The organism is Vibrio metschnikovii CIP 69.14, assembly GCF_000176155.1.
Taxonomy (GTDB): domain Bacteria; phylum Pseudomonadota; class Gammaproteobacteria; order Enterobacterales; family Vibrionaceae; genus Vibrio; species Vibrio metschnikovii.
Genome location: NZ_ACZO01000007.1, coordinates 347,329 through 363,539, shown reverse-complemented (window position 1 = coordinate 363,539; position 16,211 = coordinate 347,329). Strand labels below are relative to the sequence as shown.

Here is a 16,211-nt window from a genome sequence, read left to right as displayed (position 1 = left end):
AAATAAATGGAGGGCTTATTGTTCCTTAAGGGCACTATCCCTCGCGGCTTGCTGTGGCAGTGATATTGGCAAACCGCGTGGCTATTAATGGGTTAGTTCATACGAGCCAGCACTCGATTTCCACGGCGCAAGAAGTTTTTCGCGGCTTGCTCTACGTTAGACTTTCCGTAATCCAGATGCTGCATCTCTTCACTAAACAGCTCCATTAATTGAGCGTTATCGGTATAAGTTGTTGGTAAGACTACTTGAGGCAGTTGCTGGGCTTGCTCATAGCCTAGGAAAGACAAACTCTCTTTCTCAATGTGACCTGCGGCTTGTAGGGTACTTAAACCTTTTTGACTCATAGGTATACCGCGAGTTAGGCCTAGTGCTTCAATACCTTGAGGATCATTAAGTAAGAAATTTACTAATTTTGCTGCCGCTTCCGGATGTCTGGTATTACGTCCAATAGAAAACATCATCGATGGACGAGCCAATAAACCAGCATCTTTGGCATTTGGCAGCATTGGATAGGGGCCTAATTCTAATGACATTGGCGGTTGAAGGTTATCCGCGTATTTTTCTACTGCGGTATCCCACATGTATAAGCCACCAAATCGGCCATCAATCCAAGGGCGCATTTCATATAGGTTGCCTTTACCATAAGAAGAAAACTCTCTGGTGGATGGGAATACATGGTTATTGATTTGGTCCACATACAATTGGAAGAACTCAATCATTTCTTGCTCATTAAGATTGAGTAAATTAGTTTGATGGTTGATGATGTCTTTACCGTGTTTTTGAATATAAAGAGATCGGTTCATGGCAAAGATATCACGCGCTTCAATCACCAATGGGTAATGGTCATTGCCTAATTTTTCTTTAAAGGTTCGCCCTGCCGCCAGTAGATCATCCCATGTAGTTGGGTAGGCCACTCCCGCCCGGCTCCAAATCTCTTGGTTATAGTAAAACACACGAGAGGTCATACTGACCGGAATGCCATTGACCTTGCCATCTATCGTTGCCATATTGATCGCTTGGGTAGGGAACTCGTTCAATTGCAAAATATCAGACTGATTATTCATATCGTAAAAGCCGCGGCCATCACGAGAGAAAATGGGTAACCAGTTCCAATTAGTTTGCATTACATCAGGCTCAGTATTGCCAGCGACTTGAGTCGTTAGGCGTGATAAATGCCCATCCCACCCCGTGTATTCGCCTTTAACGACAATATCGGGGTATTGATCTTGAAAGCGTTTGAGTGCTTCTAAGGTTGCCTGATGGCGAGCATTTCCTCCCCACCAAGACATACGAAGTTCAGTTTGAGCATAAGCAGTGACAGAGAGACTACCGAGCATCATTGCGGTGATGGTAGCCAGTAGGGTTTTGTTGGTCATAATAGCCTCCGAGCTATTTTATTGTTGTAGAGAGATGTTTTTTTCTGTGTCTTTATCAAAGATGTGTGCTTTGGTCATATCGATCATGAACGTCACTTGCTTCTTTAACTCCATATTCAGCTTGGCTTTTACGTCATCCACAGGCACTCGAGCGGTAAATTCATTCACGCCAACACGGAAATAAACGAATACCTCATGCCCCATATTTTCCATACGGATAATATCTCCGGTGAGGGTTTGTATGCCTTCAGGATGATCGTCAGTTAATGATAGGGTGATATTGTCGGGACGAATGCCTAGTACTGTATTGCGATAGCCATGAGCTCGAATGTTGGCGACCTTTTGATCAGGAATGCGCAGGTGCTGCCCATCCAAGTTAACCAACAATTCATCACCGACATCTTCCAGCTTAATATCGCGAAGGTTCATTTCTGGTGCGCCAATAAATCCAGCAACAAACATATTGACTGGGTTGTTATACAGCTCTTCAGGTGTATCGACTTGCATGATTTCACCCAGTTTCATTACGCAGATACGATCACCCATGGTCATGGCTTCAGTTTGATCATGGGTTACATACACTGCCGTCGCGGGGCGTTTTTCCGCTTTCAAGTGCTTATGTAAATCGGAAATTCGTACCCGCATCGAAGCACGTAGCTTGGCATCAAGATTGGAGAGTGGTTCATCAAATAGGAATACTTCTGGCTTTTTAACAATCGCTCGTCCCACAGCGACTCGCTGTGCCTGTCCGCCAGATAACTGCCGAGGAAGGCGATCCAGTAACTCTTCTATTTCCAGTATTTTTGCTGCTTCATTAACGCGTTGCTCAATTTCTTGTTTAGGGAGTTTTTGCAGTTTTAAGCCAAAACCTAGGTTTTCCCGTACGGTCATATGAGGATAAAGAGCGTAGTTTTGAAACACCATAGCAATACCACGATCCTTGGGGGCCAAATTATTGACGACTCGTTTACCGATAGTAATTTCACCGCCAGAAATATTTTCTAACCCAGCCAACATACGTAACGTGGTCGATTTCGCACAGCCTGATGGACCAACGATAACCAAGAACTCACCATCACGAATCGTGAGGTCAATACCGTGTACCGCTTTAAATCCGTTTGAATAGACTTTTTCTAGTTGTTTAAATTTCACTTCAGCCATTGTCTTTACTCCAAAAATTAACCTTTAATACCGCTGTTATTGACACCTTCAACGAAATATTTCTGAGACATGAAGAACACGATGATCGATGGAATAATCGCAATCGAAGCCATCGCTAAAATTTCATTCCAACGTGCGCCTTCGGTGACGTCGATAGACATCTTCAGTGCGAGCGCAATTGGGTATTTCTCGACACTGGAGACGTAGATCAGAGGTCCCAAAAAGTCGTTGACAGACCACATGAATTGGAACAACGCGACTGAGATAATGGCCGGACGAATAACGGGCACCACCACATACTACAACACTTGGAAAGAGTTACAACCGTCAATCATCGCCGCTTCTTCCATATCGGTTGGTACTCCACGTAGAAATTGCACCAACATAAAGACAAAGAAGCCTTGGGTAGCAAAAGCCAGTGGTAAATAAAGTGGTAAGTAGCTATCAAGTAAACCCATCTCGCGGAACATTAAATATTGCGGGATCAATAGAACGGATTGAGGCAACAAAATGGTACCAATTAGAGTCGCAAACCAAAACTTCTTCCATGGAATCTCAAAGCGTGCAAACGCATAAGCAACAATGGTTGAAGAGACAACGGTAAAAAAGACTTTAGGAAGTACATACAAAAAGGTATTGATGATGTAATGACCAAAAGTAAATTCAGTGCCGGTTTTCCATCCATTAATAAATCCTTCTAAGCTCCATTGACTTGGAATCAAGCTCATTGAAGAGAATATTTCATGATTAGGTTTCATGGCTGCAGAAAACATCCACAACAGTGGATAGAGCATAAGAATGCCAACAATGATTAATACCGTATAACGAATAAAAGCATTGATTTTTTCTCGACGTAGCGTGCGTTCATTTTCAAGATTATTGATTAAGGAATCTTGAGATTGAGTAGAGACTGTTGTTATGCTTGAAGACATTATTATTTACCTCCCTTATCGCCAGAGTAAAACACCCAATATTTTGATGAACGGAATGAAATAGCAGTAAAAATAGCCACCACAATAAACAGTGACCAAGCCAGAGCACTGCCATAGCCCATATCGAAGAACTTGAATGCCGTCTCATAGATGTAGAGTGAAATCAAATAGGTTGATTTCATCGGTCCACCTCCTGTAACCACATAAGGCGCAGTGAACTCTTGAAATGCTTGCGTCGTTTGCATAATAAAATTGAAGAAGATAACCGGCGTGATCAAAGGAATGGTGACTTTCAGGAACATTTGCCATTTACTGGCACCGTCAATCATCGCCGCTTCATATTGTGATTGCGGTACGTTTTGTAAGGCGGCCAAAAAAATCACCATCGCAGAGCCAAACTGCCAGGCTCGTAATAATGTGATGGAAAAAAGGGCAAACGCGGGTTCTCCCAGCCAGTTGATGGGATCAATGCCAATAAAGTCCAGCATGCCATTGAGTACACCATCAATGGCGAACAACGCACGCCATAACACTGCGATTGCAATGCTACTGCCTAAAATAGAAGGGATGTAATACGCGGTGCGGAAAAAGCCGATGCCTTTTAGCTTAAAATTAAGAATAAAAGCGATAAAGAGTGCAAAGGCTAACTTTACTGGAATGGTCAAGAAAACGTACAGAAACGTAACGCTCATTGATTTCCAGAACAGATCATCTTCGCTAAGCATATAACGATAGTTCTCAATGCCGACAAATTTCGGTGCCGTCATTAGGTCATAATCGGTAAAGCTCATTAAAAATGATGATACAAACGGAAAAGCGGTAAACACTATCAACCCTATAATATAGGGCGACAGGTACGCTAGTCCCAGTTTACGACTTTCATACATTTTCTCATCCTCATAAAGTTTTGTTGTTACGGGAGAGTTGAATGCCTTTTACCTTGATAACTCGCCCGCTTCTGATTTTTATTTAGCCTATGATTTCTGACTATTACTAGATGATGAAAAGATATTTGTGATCTGAGATATCATTTTTTAATATTTAAATATAAAAATGTGAAACATCGTTTCTTTTTTGTGTTTTGGGGTTATTTGACATATGCATATTGTTTTTTTATGCTGTAAAGCATTTTGGATTGTGTTTTAATTTATTGTTTTATAAGGTTTTTATTTTTGTTTGCTAGTGTTTTTCTGTAAGGTTTTGGTTTTCAGTTTTCTTGGTTAAAAATTGAAACGATATTTTATTTTGATCACATAATTGATATTAACCCGAGATTAACTTGACTGTTGGATCACGTTTTTATTTTTGTTGTCTTTATTGTTTTGAGTTGAATGTGTAACTTGAAAATCAATTCACAATAAAACAAAACGGTGTTTCAATATGAAAAATAAGTTATTATATTCTGCCATCCTACTTGCTTTTACCTCCACAGCCGTTAGCGCAGCTACGGTTAACGTCCGTCATGAATACAAGCCAAAATTTGGTGAGCAAGGCGCGAGTAACGTTGACCGAGTTGCAGTGAGCCATCGTTTTAAAAATGGCATAGGCTTTGAAGTCGAGGCAAAGTGGAAGTCAAATGTTAAGACGGGTAAAACCAACGCTGCACCTCTTGATTTTGATCAAATGTCGGGCAATGGGCAGCAAGCCAACATCAGTTATGCTTATAAATTGTCAGATTCATTCACCTTAACTCCCCAATATAAATGGGAGTCGAATGACAGTAAATTCGGTCAACAATTTAACCTGACCTTAGGTTATCGAGTGAATAGTGATTGGAATGTTTCATTCCGTCAACGTTATCACTATGAAACTAGACCGAATAACGATAAAAGCTCTCACTATAATCGTTGGACATTTGGTGCAGGTTATCGAGGCTTAGAGAGTTGGAACTTAGGTACCAGTGTCGATTATACCTTTAAGCAAGATGGGCAAGTGGTTTATAAAGATAAAGATGCCTATTTTAGTGAAGTGAATTTCACCTTTGAATATACCCAGTTAGAAAGTGGCTTCCGTCCTTTCGGTGAAATTGGTTTTAACCCATCAAGAAAAGACACGAGAGAAGTTGACGCTTGGCGTCCGATGTTTCGTGTGGGCGTGAAATATAGCTTCTAAGTATTCCCTTCCTGTTTACTGTCGTTTATTAGGGCTAGCTGAGGGTGACCACAAGTTAGCCTTTTATTTATTAAGGTGATTATTATGAAAATAACCCCCGCCGCGCTGTGTCTTTCATCCTTTATCGCGATGACCGCATGTTCATCAACCGTGTTGGATAGTTATGATGTCAGCCAGCTCACTTGGCATGCGATGACTTTTGGACAATCTACCGACCTAAACTTTGGTTCGACTATCTTGCCTGAAAAAGTTGGTCTAAACCAAGTGACTGTCGAAGGTAAGCTTGTTGAAATTGGCCCTATTGCGGAAACCTTTACCATTGAAAGCCGTGGCGGGAAAATTGCCAATTCTCATGAAGGTGGCACTTTTTATTACACTCAACTACCAGCTGATGTCAATTTTAGATTATCCGCACAAGTGATTGTTGAGCAGCTTGGTCCAGAAACGGGATCAACACCAAATCGTCAAGAAGGGGCTGGGTTAATGGTGCGTGATATTCTTGGTGAGCCACGCTTAGATCCTCAACCTGATGGGCTGGAGGAGTTTCCGGCAGCATCGAATATGGTAATGAACCTTATTCGAGCTAATAAAAGAGAGCACAATGGTTTAGTTGACATCGATGCGACGTATCGTGAAGGCATTTATCAACCTTGGGGTACCGCGGGAAACCGTATGGGACGTGATGCTTTTGTCAAAGGAGTTGAATTTGGGGTCGATAACCCTTATCGGATGACCTTGACTCGAACCGACGCTGGTTATTTAGTGAGTTTTGATGATGGTAAAATATTTCAAAGCCAAGAAGTGAAAGGGGCTCATGCGAATATTGTACAGATGCAGGATCCTCAGTATCAATACGTCGGTTTTTTTGCGTCTCGTAACGCAAAAATCACCATTACCGATGTCGAGCTAACCTTAGCAAAAGCGAACACGGTGAACGCGCCTCGCTATCAAGCGACATTAGAAAAGCCAGTTGTCCAGCAAGCCTCCCCCGAGGTTTCAGCACTAGATAATTATACATTCCAAGCACGAGCGAACTACACGGGTACTTTCAGCTTGACTCAAAATGGGCAACGACAGATTGACCAGCAGCCAGTCTCGGCAGGAGAGATGTTCAGCTTCCCGACCACATTATCGCAAGCGCAAACCGCTTTTGAGATCACTTATATCCCAATTGAAGGACCGGATTTGCAACCGATTAGTTATCAGCAGACGGTCACCAAACAAGCTGTGAATAACCCGATGGAAATCCGAGTCAACCCGCAAGGAGATCAGGGCCGTTTAACCCTAGCCAAAGCAGTAGAGCTATTACCACCGGGCGGAACGATTTTACTTGAAGATGGTGATTATGATGGCTTGATTATTCCTGTATCTGCTAGTGGAACTCCCGAACAGGTTAAAACCCTACAAGCGATAGGTAGTCAGGTTCGCTTTGTTGGTGAATACTTACATCAGGCTAATTATTGGAACGTCTCGGGAATCGAAGTTTTTGGGGCTCGTACCATCGTCCATGGGAGTCATAATCACTTCTCGCAGATGGTGACTCATGGTGCGCCTGATACGGGCTTCCAGATCACCTCACCAGATAAGATAGGCCGTGCATTGTGGGCCAGTTTTAATACCGTGACCGATAGTGAAAGCTTCAACAATATGGATAAGTCACAGATTAATGCCGATGGCTTTGCAGCCAAAATGCGCATTGGTGATGGGAATACCTTTATTCGTTGTATCGCTCATCACAATATTGATGATGGCTGGGACCTATTTAATAAAGTGGAGGATGGAGCTAATGGAGTCGTGACCATTCTGGATTCAATATCCTATATGAATGGCCAAACAATGGAGGTTCCTGCCAAAGGTGGCACGCGCGGTAATGGTTTTAAACTCGGGGGGGAAGGTTTGCCCGTGGCGCATGTGGTCAAAAACAGTATCGCTTTTCGTAATAATATGGACGGATTTAGCGACAACTTTAATCCAGGTGCTTTGATACTAGATAATAATCTGGCCATCGACAATGTTCGTTTTAACTACCTATTCCGTAAAAGTCCTTATGCCGCTGCAGGTAAACAAGGCTCGTTCATCAATAACCAATCTTACCGTTTTTATGTCAATAGCCCTTACAGTGACGTCATTAACGCCGATTACCTTGAAGGAAATCGATTCATTGTTGATGGAAAAACGCGTGACCAACAAGGGCGAGAAATCAGCGCTCAAACGCTGGATCGGTTAAAAGCAGAGGTGCAGACTCAAGAATCAGGGCGTCTTAGCCAAGCACAGCTTGAACAGCTCCAACATCACTTGATGTCGTTTCACTAGCAAGCTGAGTAAGGCTTACTGCGACTTGATCAGTCAGCCTTACTGCTTCTTTTTTATCCGGGGTAGTTCATCGCTTATCACAGCGAAGCAAGGATCATTATGCGCGCTTTTTTTGTTAATCGCAGTGTTGGGTTTCAGTTAAAATCGATTATTCTCGGCTGTTTACTCTTGTCGTTTCTGAGCATTGCCAGTTTTGTGTATCGTCATGCGTCAAATGCGATGCTAGATAACTCATACAATGAGCAATTCTCGAAAATTAATGCGGTCGCTGAAACCGTCAGCGGTCAGTTCAATGCCTATGTCGATACTACACGGGTATTGAGTTCGACTTTTAAAAATGGATATCTGGCGGGTTTTGAAGTCAGTGATCAAGTCGTTGAATACGGTGGAAATCCGATTCGTAATCTTCATCTTTATGGTCTGCCATTGGTTAATAATACCGATATTATCGATATTTTTACCCAAGATACAGGCGCACTGGTCACCATTTATGTTGCATCACGCGACCATTGGGTGAGTATTGCGAGTTCGTTTCGTGGTGCGGATAACCAGCGTTGGTTACAGCGTCGGTTAGATGATACTCATAATGGATTTCAACATTTAAAGCAGGGACAAGCGTTCGTTGAACAATCGACTAACGCTGGTCAAAGTTATATCAGTTATTACGATCCGATCGTCGATTCGCAAGGAGTCGTATCTGCAGTTTTTGCCGTTGCTTTACCGGTAGCACAAGTGACCGCAGATATTTTGGACTCTCTTCAAAATATTCGCTGGGGAGAGACGGGTCAAACCGTAGTGGTGGATCGTAATTCTGAGCGATTAGGGGACTACTTACTTGGCTCTATCGCTGGAAATCAAAATGACCGTAATATTTTCCAATTTCGTGATGAGAAGGGAATTGCTTCTTTTTCTGCTTTAGCCACCGAACAACAAGGTATGATTCACTACCGGACGCTCGTGAATGGAGAACGGCAAGAGCAGTATCGGCTCTACACTTATATTCCCGGTTGGGATTGGATTCTACTGGGAGGAACTTCTACAAAGGAAATGACCGAAAGTAGTCAGCATTTATTGATGTTGATTGGGGGAATTTCTCTGATCGTTGGTCTAGTCACCTATTTAGTGATGACTTGGGTTATTAATCTTATGCTCCAACCTCTTAAACAACTGCATCTTTGTATGCGGCAGCTAGGGAATGGGCAAGTGAGTTTGTCTCTTCCTCGTACTTCGTCAGCAGACAACGAAATCGCTCAGTTGATGGCAGGGGTTGGAGCGATGGCTAATAAACTAGAGCAGTTAGTTGGCGGGATTCGAGAAACCAGCGGTCGAATCAATCAGCAATCACGCAGTATTGCCCAAGATGCGCAAGATAATCTTCGTCAGTCTGATCAGCAACAGCAACAAGTTGAACAAGTGGTGACGGCTATCGAACAGATGGCAACCTCTGCGAGATCATCCGCTAGGCAGGTAGAAGTGATTGCTGAAAATGTGCGTTGCGCAGATGCAGATACGCAAGCGGGATTGGCCGTTGTAGGGTCGGTACTTCGTTACGTTGAAGCCTTAAATCAACAGTTGAACCATTCTACTGCGGCGATTCTCCAAGTGGGTCAAAACAGTGAACGTATTCAAAAAGTCACGCAAATGATTGATGAAATTGCTGAGCAAACTAATTTGTTGGCCCTTAATGCCGCTATTGAAGCAGCACGAGCAGGGGAGCAAGGACGTGGCTTTGCTGTGGTTGCGGATGAAGTCCGTACTTTAGCTCACCGAACGCAAACATCGGTGCAGGATGTTGTGAGTATTATTAATGAGTTACGTGCCTCAACGGAGCGATCCATCCGCTTGACCGAGCAAAGTCAAACTCAGGCAAGCGAAGTATTAATTCATGCCCAAGGCGCAGGATCTGCTTTGCAAGCTATCGCTAAGCAGGTGCAGTCGATAGCGGTTGAATCAGAAGCTATAGCGACGGCGGCGGAGCAACAAGCTCAAGTATCATTACAAATTGCCAGTAATGCGACCCAGATTAGTGAACTGAATAAGAATGGCCGGCAAAGCAGTGTCAAAAGTGCGAAAAGTGCACAATCACTTCAGCAAGAGGCGACGGCTTTGAATGAACAAGTGGCTTATTTTCATTAATCATCAGACGCAATGTGTGATGTGCTTACGCATGTGTCTATCCAATCATAATAAGGGTGAGTATGAATCGATTATCTCAATTGGCTTGGGCAATCTCTACGCTAGTATATGGCTGCGCGTTAATGGCTCAGCCTCTTTATCATGTTGTTGTTGATCAAAGTGGAAACGGTGATTTTACTTCAATTCAGGCAGCGATTAACCATGCTCCAGCGGGCGACTCTCCATATGTGGTTTATATCCGCAATGGTGTCTATCAAGAAAAATTATCTATTGACCGGCATCACGTTTATTTGATCGGTGAAGATAGAGATCGCACCATCATTACCGCGACAACCGCAAATGGCACGGTGGATGATCAAGGTAAAAAATATGGTACGTCTGGGAGTCGAACGGTGTTGGTCAATGCTCATGACTTTAAAGCCCGTTCTTTGACGATTGAAAACGGGTTTGATTTTATTGCAAATCAAGCAAAACGCGATGATGACCCGAGTAAACTCCGTGATACTCAGGCGGTTGCTTTACTGATCGCGAAAAATGCGGATCGGGCTCAGTTCAAAAACGTCAGTTTGAAGAGCTATCAAGATACGTTGTATTTACGAGGTGGCCGCACGGTTTTTGAACAATCTCAGATCAGTGGCACGATTGATTTTATATTTGGTCATGGTACAGGGTTATTCATTAACAGCGATATCATTGCTCGTAATCGTAAAGATGTTGAGCATGGTAATTCTTATGGCTACATCACGGCTCCTGCAACCAATATAGATCAACCTTTCGGATTGGTTTTCAAAGACTGCCGTTTGAAAAAAGAAACGGGTGTCCCCGCAAAAAGTTATGCCCTTGGTCGGCCTTGGCATCCAACGACGACCTTTGCTGATGGCCGTTATGCGGATCCGAATGCGGTTGGTCATGCGGTATTTATCAATTGTGAGATGGACGATCATATTTATGGCTGGGATAAAATGAGCGGTAAAGATATTGATCAACAAACGATTTGGTTTTATCCCGAGGATTCACGTTTTTGGGAATTTTCCAGTCGAGGAACTGGTGGAAGGGGCGAAGATAAACGGCCGCAATTGAATAAAGAAATGCGCCAGCATTATCGGCCAACCACTATATTATCTGGCTGGCAACCGACGCTTTCTCTTGGCGAGCAAAGTCAATTAGCAGGAGAAGTCTTACATCGGCAAATTCAGTTTCCGGCTTTAGTCACTATTCAAGACAGTATTGGGCAAACCGCCGTCACGCAAACTAATCTTCAAGGTCACTATAAGGTCTCGATAGCGAGTATGACGCCGCCGTTATTGGTGAGTGTGGACGATCAAAGTGGTGAGTCGTGTTTATATAGTGATCAAAAACGCTCCGTTTGTTTGAGCGCATTGGTGGTAGAGACTCAGTCTAATCAGACGACCCGTGGTCACGTTAATCCATTTTCTGATTTGATCGTGTCGAATCTTGCCATTCATGAAGGCATTGATGGGCCAGCACTCTTAGGACAACGCTCAGTATTGCCTGCCTTTTCTTATTCGGTGTGGTTAAAGGCTAATCAACACTTTCGTCAACAAATGCTGGGTTCGGTGGAATCTCAGCCAGACCCTGTCAGCTATCTACCAAGCGATCACGTTGTCATGAATACTCTCATTCAGCAGGTTGTACACAATCGCGGTTACAACACCACAACCGGACAGGCATCAAGTGTTTATTTAACTGATTTGTCGTTCCGTCCGATCATCGATCTCAGTCCGATTTCACAGTATTTATCTACAGCGACTTCCTTAGCGGATAGAGCTGAGCGTATTGAGAAGGCCTCAACCCGTTTATTTATTGTCGGTGATTCTACCGCTGCACATTATGAGCCTGAGGTGTATCCAAGAATGGGCTGGGGACAGGTATTAGCGGAACGTTTAGAAGATCATCAAACTCTGATGGTGGTGAATGCAGCGCGATCAGGCCGTAGTTCTCGTGATTTTATTAATGGCCGCTGGCTTGACTATCTGGAGCCTATGGTTCGAAAAGGAGATTATCTGTTGATTCAATTTGGGCACAATGATGCCAAATGTAATGGCGCCGATATTAGCCGAGGAGCTATCGATATTGCTAATTTGTGCACTTATCCTAATGATCAACAAGGACAATTACAGGCACCGGATGGAGCTGAAGAGTACTCTTTTCAATATTCACTACAACGCTATTTGACGTTTGCTCAGCGGCATCAGTTACAGGCCATATTACTGACCTCAGTGCCAAGAGCGAGAGATATAAAAAACCAACCAGGTCTGCCGATTAATCCCAAACAACATGAGACAAGACAAAATAAACAGCAAGGTTACCAGTATGTCGGCAGTTACTATCAAACCGTGTTAGATACTGCAAAGAAAGAGCAAGTACCGCTGCTGGATATTCAGCAACGGATGATAACAGCCGCTAATGAATACGGCGATTGGCGTTCATTGTGGTTAGCCGTTGACCCAGAACACTACCCGTATTATCGAGAGCGTACTGGGAGCTTATCAAAGCCAGATACTACCCATTTTCAGCGTCAGGGTGCCGAAATGGTGGTGGAGATTGTGCTAGATGAAATTCGTCGTCATCCACAGTTGACCCTCCTAGCTGAGCAGTTGCAATGAGTTAAGGTCCCCTTAAGCCTACAGATTTTGCTTGAGATAAAAGGCTAAATTTATATTTGGCCTTTTTGCTTGATGAAGATATTGCGTTGGCGGCTATCACAACACAGGTAACGACTGAGTCGTAAGAAAGAGGCGGTAAGATAAAAAAAGCCCATCGGTTGATGGGCAAGGAGCAACTATGCTAAAACTCTGTTTCTCAGTCAGTATTAACGGCGACTTTCGTTTCAGAGTGAACATAAAAAAGAGTGCTGATCTTTGGTAAAGGGTTAGCGATTAAGCGATGATCGTCGCTACTTCTTTGACTAAAGCCGCCAGTTCATCCCATTGCTCATTGTCAATCAGATCATTCGGGACCATCCAAGTTCCCCCGCAAGCCAGTACGGATGGAATTGCTAGGTAGTTTTTCACATTACTTGGGCTTACACCGCCCGTTGGCATAAAGTGAATAGGGTATACGGCGGTTAGTGCCTTCAGCATACCAATACCGCCGGATGGCTCTGCAGGGAAAAACTTCAGAGTGTTTAAACCCATTTCCATGGCTTGTTCAACTAAACTTGGTGTGTTGACTCCGGGAATTATGGTGATTCCACGTTGTTGACAATATTTTACTGTGGTCGGATTAAAGCCTGGGCTAACGACAAAATCGACACCAGCCTCAATCGCTTGATCCACTTGTGTCGTTGTCAGAACAGTACCAGCGGCAATCAACATCTTCGGGAAGGCTTCACGCATATTCTTCATGGCTAATGCCGCTTGCTCGGTACGAAAGGTTACTTCAGCACACGGTAACCCATTATCAATTAATACTTGCGCTAATTTAACGGCTTTATTGGCATCCTTGATTGCAATCACGGGGATCACTTTAATGTGCTGCAATTGGTCATTCAGGGTCTTCATTTTTCAATCCTTATAGTTTAGGCATAGCATTATGGGTAATGATAGCGCCGCGATGCTGAATCACAGCGCCAGCTAGGGTGTGTCCGGCAATGGCTGATTGCAAAGGATTCCCCCCCGTCAGACGTTTAGCTAAATAGCCAGCACTGAAAGAATCCCCGGCGGCGGTGGTATCGATAATCTTTTTAACGTCAACATCACTGCTTGGTACGGTAAACCAGTCATCGCCGACCACCACATAGCAATCATCAGCGCCACGCTTGATGACAATTTCTGACACAGCAAACGCTTGTGTTCGTTCAATGGCTTGTTGTTCATAGGTATCGCCATATAGCATCTTTTCATCATCAAAAGTCAGAAACGCAATGTTGGTCAGACGCAGAATACGTTCATACGCATGACGAGCCTCTTCGGCAGAACTCCATAGGGCGGGGCGGTAGTTATTATCGAAAACGATCTGTACGCCATCTTTACGGCACAATGTCAGCAACTCAATCAAAGTATCACGACAATCGGCAGGTAAAATGGCTAAGCTTATTCCGCTCAGATAAATGACTTGATGTTGGCTAAGTTTTTGAGCAAGGTTGAGCTGCTTATGCTCGCGCAGCCAATATTTAGCTGCGGAATCGTGACGCCAATAATAAAAACTTCGTTCCCCTTCAGGAGTGGTTTCAATAGCGTAGATTCCCGGTAGCTTAGTCTCAGAGATTTGCACTAGGTCAGTATTAATCCCCTCTTGTTGCCAATTATGGAGCATTTCTTTACTAAACGGGTCAATGCCAAGACCTGTTAAATAAGATGTCGTGATGCCATAGGACTGAGTCAGACGAGAAAGATAAACCGCAGTATTGAGCGTATCGCCGCCAAAACTTTGCTTTAGTTGCCCATCTACTTTTTGCAGCTCTACCATACATTCGCCGATGATGGCGACTCGATTCACCTTCATAATAGAAGTACTCCTCAATGTTTTCTGACGACAGTATGGCAATTATTTAAATACTAAACAATAAAATTAAAACGATGGTTCATTTAATTTGTGAGTTAGATCTTCGTTTTTGTTAAATCAGTTCGGGTGATATGACCTTTTAATCCACAATCATCAAGTTACGGACTGGTCTCTGCGTCTTGGGTTGAGGGATAGATAAGCGGTTCGATGAGTTGCATTAAGCGAATTCTTGATTAGGGTTGGTGGTAAATTAAATGTATATCCTTCCTACTTTAAGCTGCAGAGCTGTTGGCTGCGTTCGTTCACCCAAATCACATAGTTTGTCTATGATCATGGGGATTTATCCACTTGCCGCCTACCTGCAACTCCAAGTAGTTTGGATATATGTAGAGAGGCCAATAGTTAATTGTTTGACTTTATAAACGATGTGTTTTTGTACGGCAACGACGAGACACACTAAGATTCAATTTCTGAATCACTCTTTTCTACCCTAACCACATGCCAAATAGTGAATGAAGCGGCTAAAAATAAACCCAATATCCAAATAAAATACCACATAAAAATTCCTTAATTTTTAATATAACGAATGGTTGTTGCGTTTAATGTATTCACTGTCCAATCGCCCAAACATAGTTCGATAACTGAAAGCGGTATAACACAGAATGATAGGGACCATAACAAACGCAACACCAGTCATGATATTCAAGGTCAGCTCACTGGATGTTGCATCCCACAAGGTTAGACTGTGGCTTGGGTCAAAGCTTGATGGAATAATGAAAGGGAACATTGCAAACCCAGCGGTTAAGATAATGCAGGCGTTGATGAAACTAGCACTAATGAATGCTACAGCATCGAATTTTAATCTTGCACTGAGTAATGCCAATAATGAAATAACGACGCTGCCGATGGGCGCGAACCACATCCAAGGATAAAGCTCGAAGTTAGTTAACCAAGCCCCAACAACCATAATTGCTTCCTTATTTAATGGGTTAGACACTGAGCGATGATCCAATGAACTGATGATTAAATAGCCATCGATGTTGTTCACAATGAATCCTCCGATAACTAACAAAATAGCCGTACATAACGCACTGATTTGTGTAACTAACCGGGCTTTTTCATAGAGTCTATTGGTTGTTTTCATCATTAACCAAGCACTACCTTGTAGTAGCGCCATGACTAATCCAACAAGACCACACAAAAGGCTAAATGGATTAAATAATTGAATAAACGATCCATGATAATCAACCATTAATAGGTTATTGAGTGAAAAAGGTAATCCTTGCAGTAAATTACCAAAAGCCACACCAAATAAGATCGGTGGAAGGAAACCTGAGAACGAAATTGAAAGATCGCAAACCTTACGCCATATTGAACTGTCTATCTTTGCTCGGTACTCAAGAGCTAGAGGGCGTAACCATAGCGCGATCAGTGTCAAATACATTGCGCCGTATAGACTTGAAAATGAGGTCGCATAGACCAGTGGCCAAGCCGCAAATAACGCTCCTCCTGCGGTAATTAACCACACTTGATTACCGTCCCAGTGCGGAGCAATAGAGTTGATCATCACCCGTCTATCCGACTCTGTTTTACCAAGAAAAGGCAATAAAGCACCCACTCCCATATCAAAGCCGTCGGTCACCATAAAACCGATTAGTAATACACCGATTAGAGTCCACCAGATCAAACGTAAAGTGTCGTATTCAAACATGAG

The 16,211-nt window shown here is 43.3% G+C and carries 13 protein-coding genes; 4 read left to right on the top strand and 9 right to left on the bottom strand.

The annotated features are described in order from the left end of the window. Positions 1-92 precede the first annotated feature (92 nt). From VIB_RS13395 to VIB_RS13380, 5 genes are read right to left on the bottom strand one after another with little or no spacing between them, the layout of a single operon-like run. Positions 93-1,376: an ABC transporter substrate-binding protein gene (locus VIB_RS13395; RefSeq protein WP_004396743.1), complete on the bottom strand. Its 1,284-nt coding sequence runs from the start codon at positions 1,374-1,376 to the stop codon at positions 93-95. 18 nt (positions 1,377-1,394) lie between these two features. Then, the gene (locus tag VIB_RS13390; RefSeq protein ID WP_004396742.1) at positions 1,395-2,537 is read right to left on the bottom strand and encodes an ABC transporter ATP-binding protein; all 1,143 of its coding nucleotides are present in this window, start codon (positions 2,535-2,537) and stop codon (positions 1,395-1,397) included. 17 nt (positions 2,538-2,554) lie between these two features. Next, positions 2,555-2,779, bottom strand: coding sequence for an ABC transporter permease family protein (locus tag VIB_RS17960; RefSeq protein WP_244262438.1), 225 nt, complete (start codon positions 2,777-2,779; stop codon positions 2,555-2,557). A gap of 57 nt (positions 2,780-2,836) precedes the next feature. Continuing rightward, positions 2,837-3,469, bottom strand: coding sequence for a carbohydrate ABC transporter permease (locus VIB_RS13385; protein WP_004396740.1), 633 nt, complete (start codon positions 3,467-3,469; stop codon positions 2,837-2,839). A gap of 2 nt (positions 3,470-3,471) precedes the next feature. Beyond that, on the bottom strand, positions 3,472-4,356 hold the full coding sequence (locus VIB_RS13380) for a carbohydrate ABC transporter permease (RefSeq protein WP_004396739.1): 885 nt from the start codon (positions 4,354-4,356) through the stop codon (positions 3,472-3,474). A 493-nt stretch (positions 4,357-4,849) separates the two neighbouring features. Between VIB_RS13380 and VIB_RS13375 the strand changes: the two genes are divergently transcribed. From VIB_RS13375 to VIB_RS13360, 4 genes are all read left to right on the top strand, one after another. Then, positions 4,850-5,581 carry an oligogalacturonate-specific porin KdgM family protein gene (locus VIB_RS13375; protein WP_004396738.1) on the top strand — a complete coding sequence of 244 codons (732 nt, stop codon included), beginning with the start codon at positions 4,850-4,852 and terminating at the stop codon, positions 5,579-5,581. Positions 5,582-5,665: 84 nt separating this feature from the next. Beyond that, entirely contained in the window at positions 5,666-7,894 is a 2,229-nt protein-coding gene (locus VIB_RS13370; protein ID WP_004396737.1) for a right-handed parallel beta-helix repeat-containing protein, read from the top strand. A gap of 99 nt (positions 7,895-7,993) precedes the next feature. Continuing rightward, positions 7,994-10,030, top strand: coding sequence for a methyl-accepting chemotaxis protein (locus VIB_RS13365; protein WP_004396736.1), 2,037 nt, complete (start codon positions 7,994-7,996; stop codon positions 10,028-10,030). A gap of 62 nt (positions 10,031-10,092) precedes the next feature. Beyond that, positions 10,093-12,657, top strand: coding sequence for a pectinesterase family protein (locus tag VIB_RS13360; protein ID WP_004396735.1), 2,565 nt, complete (start codon positions 10,093-10,095; stop codon positions 12,655-12,657). A gap of 273 nt (positions 12,658-12,930) precedes the next feature. Here VIB_RS13360 and VIB_RS13355 read toward each other — a convergent pair whose 3' ends face one another. The 4 genes from VIB_RS13355 to cydB form a co-directional block, all read right to left on the bottom strand. Further along, positions 12,931-13,554, bottom strand: a complete 624-nt coding sequence (locus VIB_RS13355) for a bifunctional 4-hydroxy-2-oxoglutarate aldolase/2-dehydro-3-deoxy-phosphogluconate aldolase (RefSeq protein WP_004396734.1) — start codon at positions 13,552-13,554, stop codon at positions 12,931-12,933. 10 nt (positions 13,555-13,564) lie between these two features. Next, the gene (kdgK, locus tag VIB_RS13350; protein ID WP_004396733.1) at positions 13,565-14,497 is read right to left on the bottom strand and encodes a 2-dehydro-3-deoxygluconokinase; all 933 of its coding nucleotides are present in this window, start codon (positions 14,495-14,497) and stop codon (positions 13,565-13,567) included. 456 nt (positions 14,498-14,953) lie between these two features. After that, entirely contained in the window at positions 14,954-15,055 is a 102-nt protein-coding gene (gene cydX / locus VIB_RS17390; protein ID WP_083797780.1) for a cytochrome bd-I oxidase subunit CydX, read from the bottom strand. 16 nt (positions 15,056-15,071) lie between these two features. Next, a complete protein-coding gene (gene cydB / locus VIB_RS13345; RefSeq protein ID WP_004396732.1) occupies positions 15,072-16,208 on the bottom strand; it encodes a cytochrome d ubiquinol oxidase subunit II in 1,137 nt (378 codons plus the stop codon). Positions 16,209-16,211: the final 3 nt, after the last annotated feature.

What these genes read in the sequence shown, in the direction of transcription:
- VIB_RS13395 (WP_004396743.1), bottom strand. Translation starts at nt 1,376, where the DNA reads ATGACCAACAAAACCCTACTGGCTACCATCACCGCAATGATGCTCGGT.
- VIB_RS13390 (WP_004396742.1), bottom strand. Translation starts at nt 2,537, where the DNA reads ATGGCTGAAGTGAAATTTAAACAACTAGAAAAAGTCTATTCAAACGGA.
- VIB_RS17960 (WP_244262438.1), bottom strand. Translation starts at nt 2,779, where the DNA reads ATGTGGTCTGTCAACGACTTTTTGGGACCTCTGATCTACGTCTCCAGT.
- VIB_RS13385 (WP_004396740.1), bottom strand. Translation starts at nt 3,469, where the DNA reads ATGTCTTCAAGCATAACAACAGTCTCTACTCAATCTCAAGATTCCTTA.
- VIB_RS13380 (WP_004396739.1), bottom strand. Translation starts at nt 4,356, where the DNA reads ATGTATGAAAGTCGTAAACTGGGACTAGCGTACCTGTCGCCCTATATT.
- VIB_RS13375 (WP_004396738.1), top strand. Translation starts at nt 4,850, where the DNA reads ATGAAAAATAAGTTATTATATTCTGCCATCCTACTTGCTTTTACCTCC.
- VIB_RS13370 (WP_004396737.1), top strand. Translation starts at nt 5,666, where the DNA reads ATGAAAATAACCCCCGCCGCGCTGTGTCTTTCATCCTTTATCGCGATG.
- VIB_RS13365 (WP_004396736.1), top strand. Translation starts at nt 7,994, where the DNA reads ATGCGCGCTTTTTTTGTTAATCGCAGTGTTGGGTTTCAGTTAAAATCG.
- VIB_RS13360 (WP_004396735.1), top strand. Translation starts at nt 10,093, where the DNA reads ATGAATCGATTATCTCAATTGGCTTGGGCAATCTCTACGCTAGTATAT.
- VIB_RS13355 (WP_004396734.1), bottom strand. Translation starts at nt 13,554, where the DNA reads ATGAAGACCCTGAATGACCAATTGCAGCACATTAAAGTGATCCCCGTG.
- kdgK (WP_004396733.1), bottom strand. Translation starts at nt 14,497, where the DNA reads ATGAAGGTGAATCGAGTCGCCATCATCGGCGAATGTATGGTAGAGCTG.
- cydX (WP_083797780.1), bottom strand. Translation starts at nt 15,055, where the DNA reads ATGTGGTATTTTATTTGGATATTGGGTTTATTTTTAGCCGCTTCATTC.
- cydB (WP_004396732.1), bottom strand. Translation starts at nt 16,208, where the DNA reads ATGTTTGAATACGACACTTTACGTTTGATCTGGTGGACTCTAATCGGT.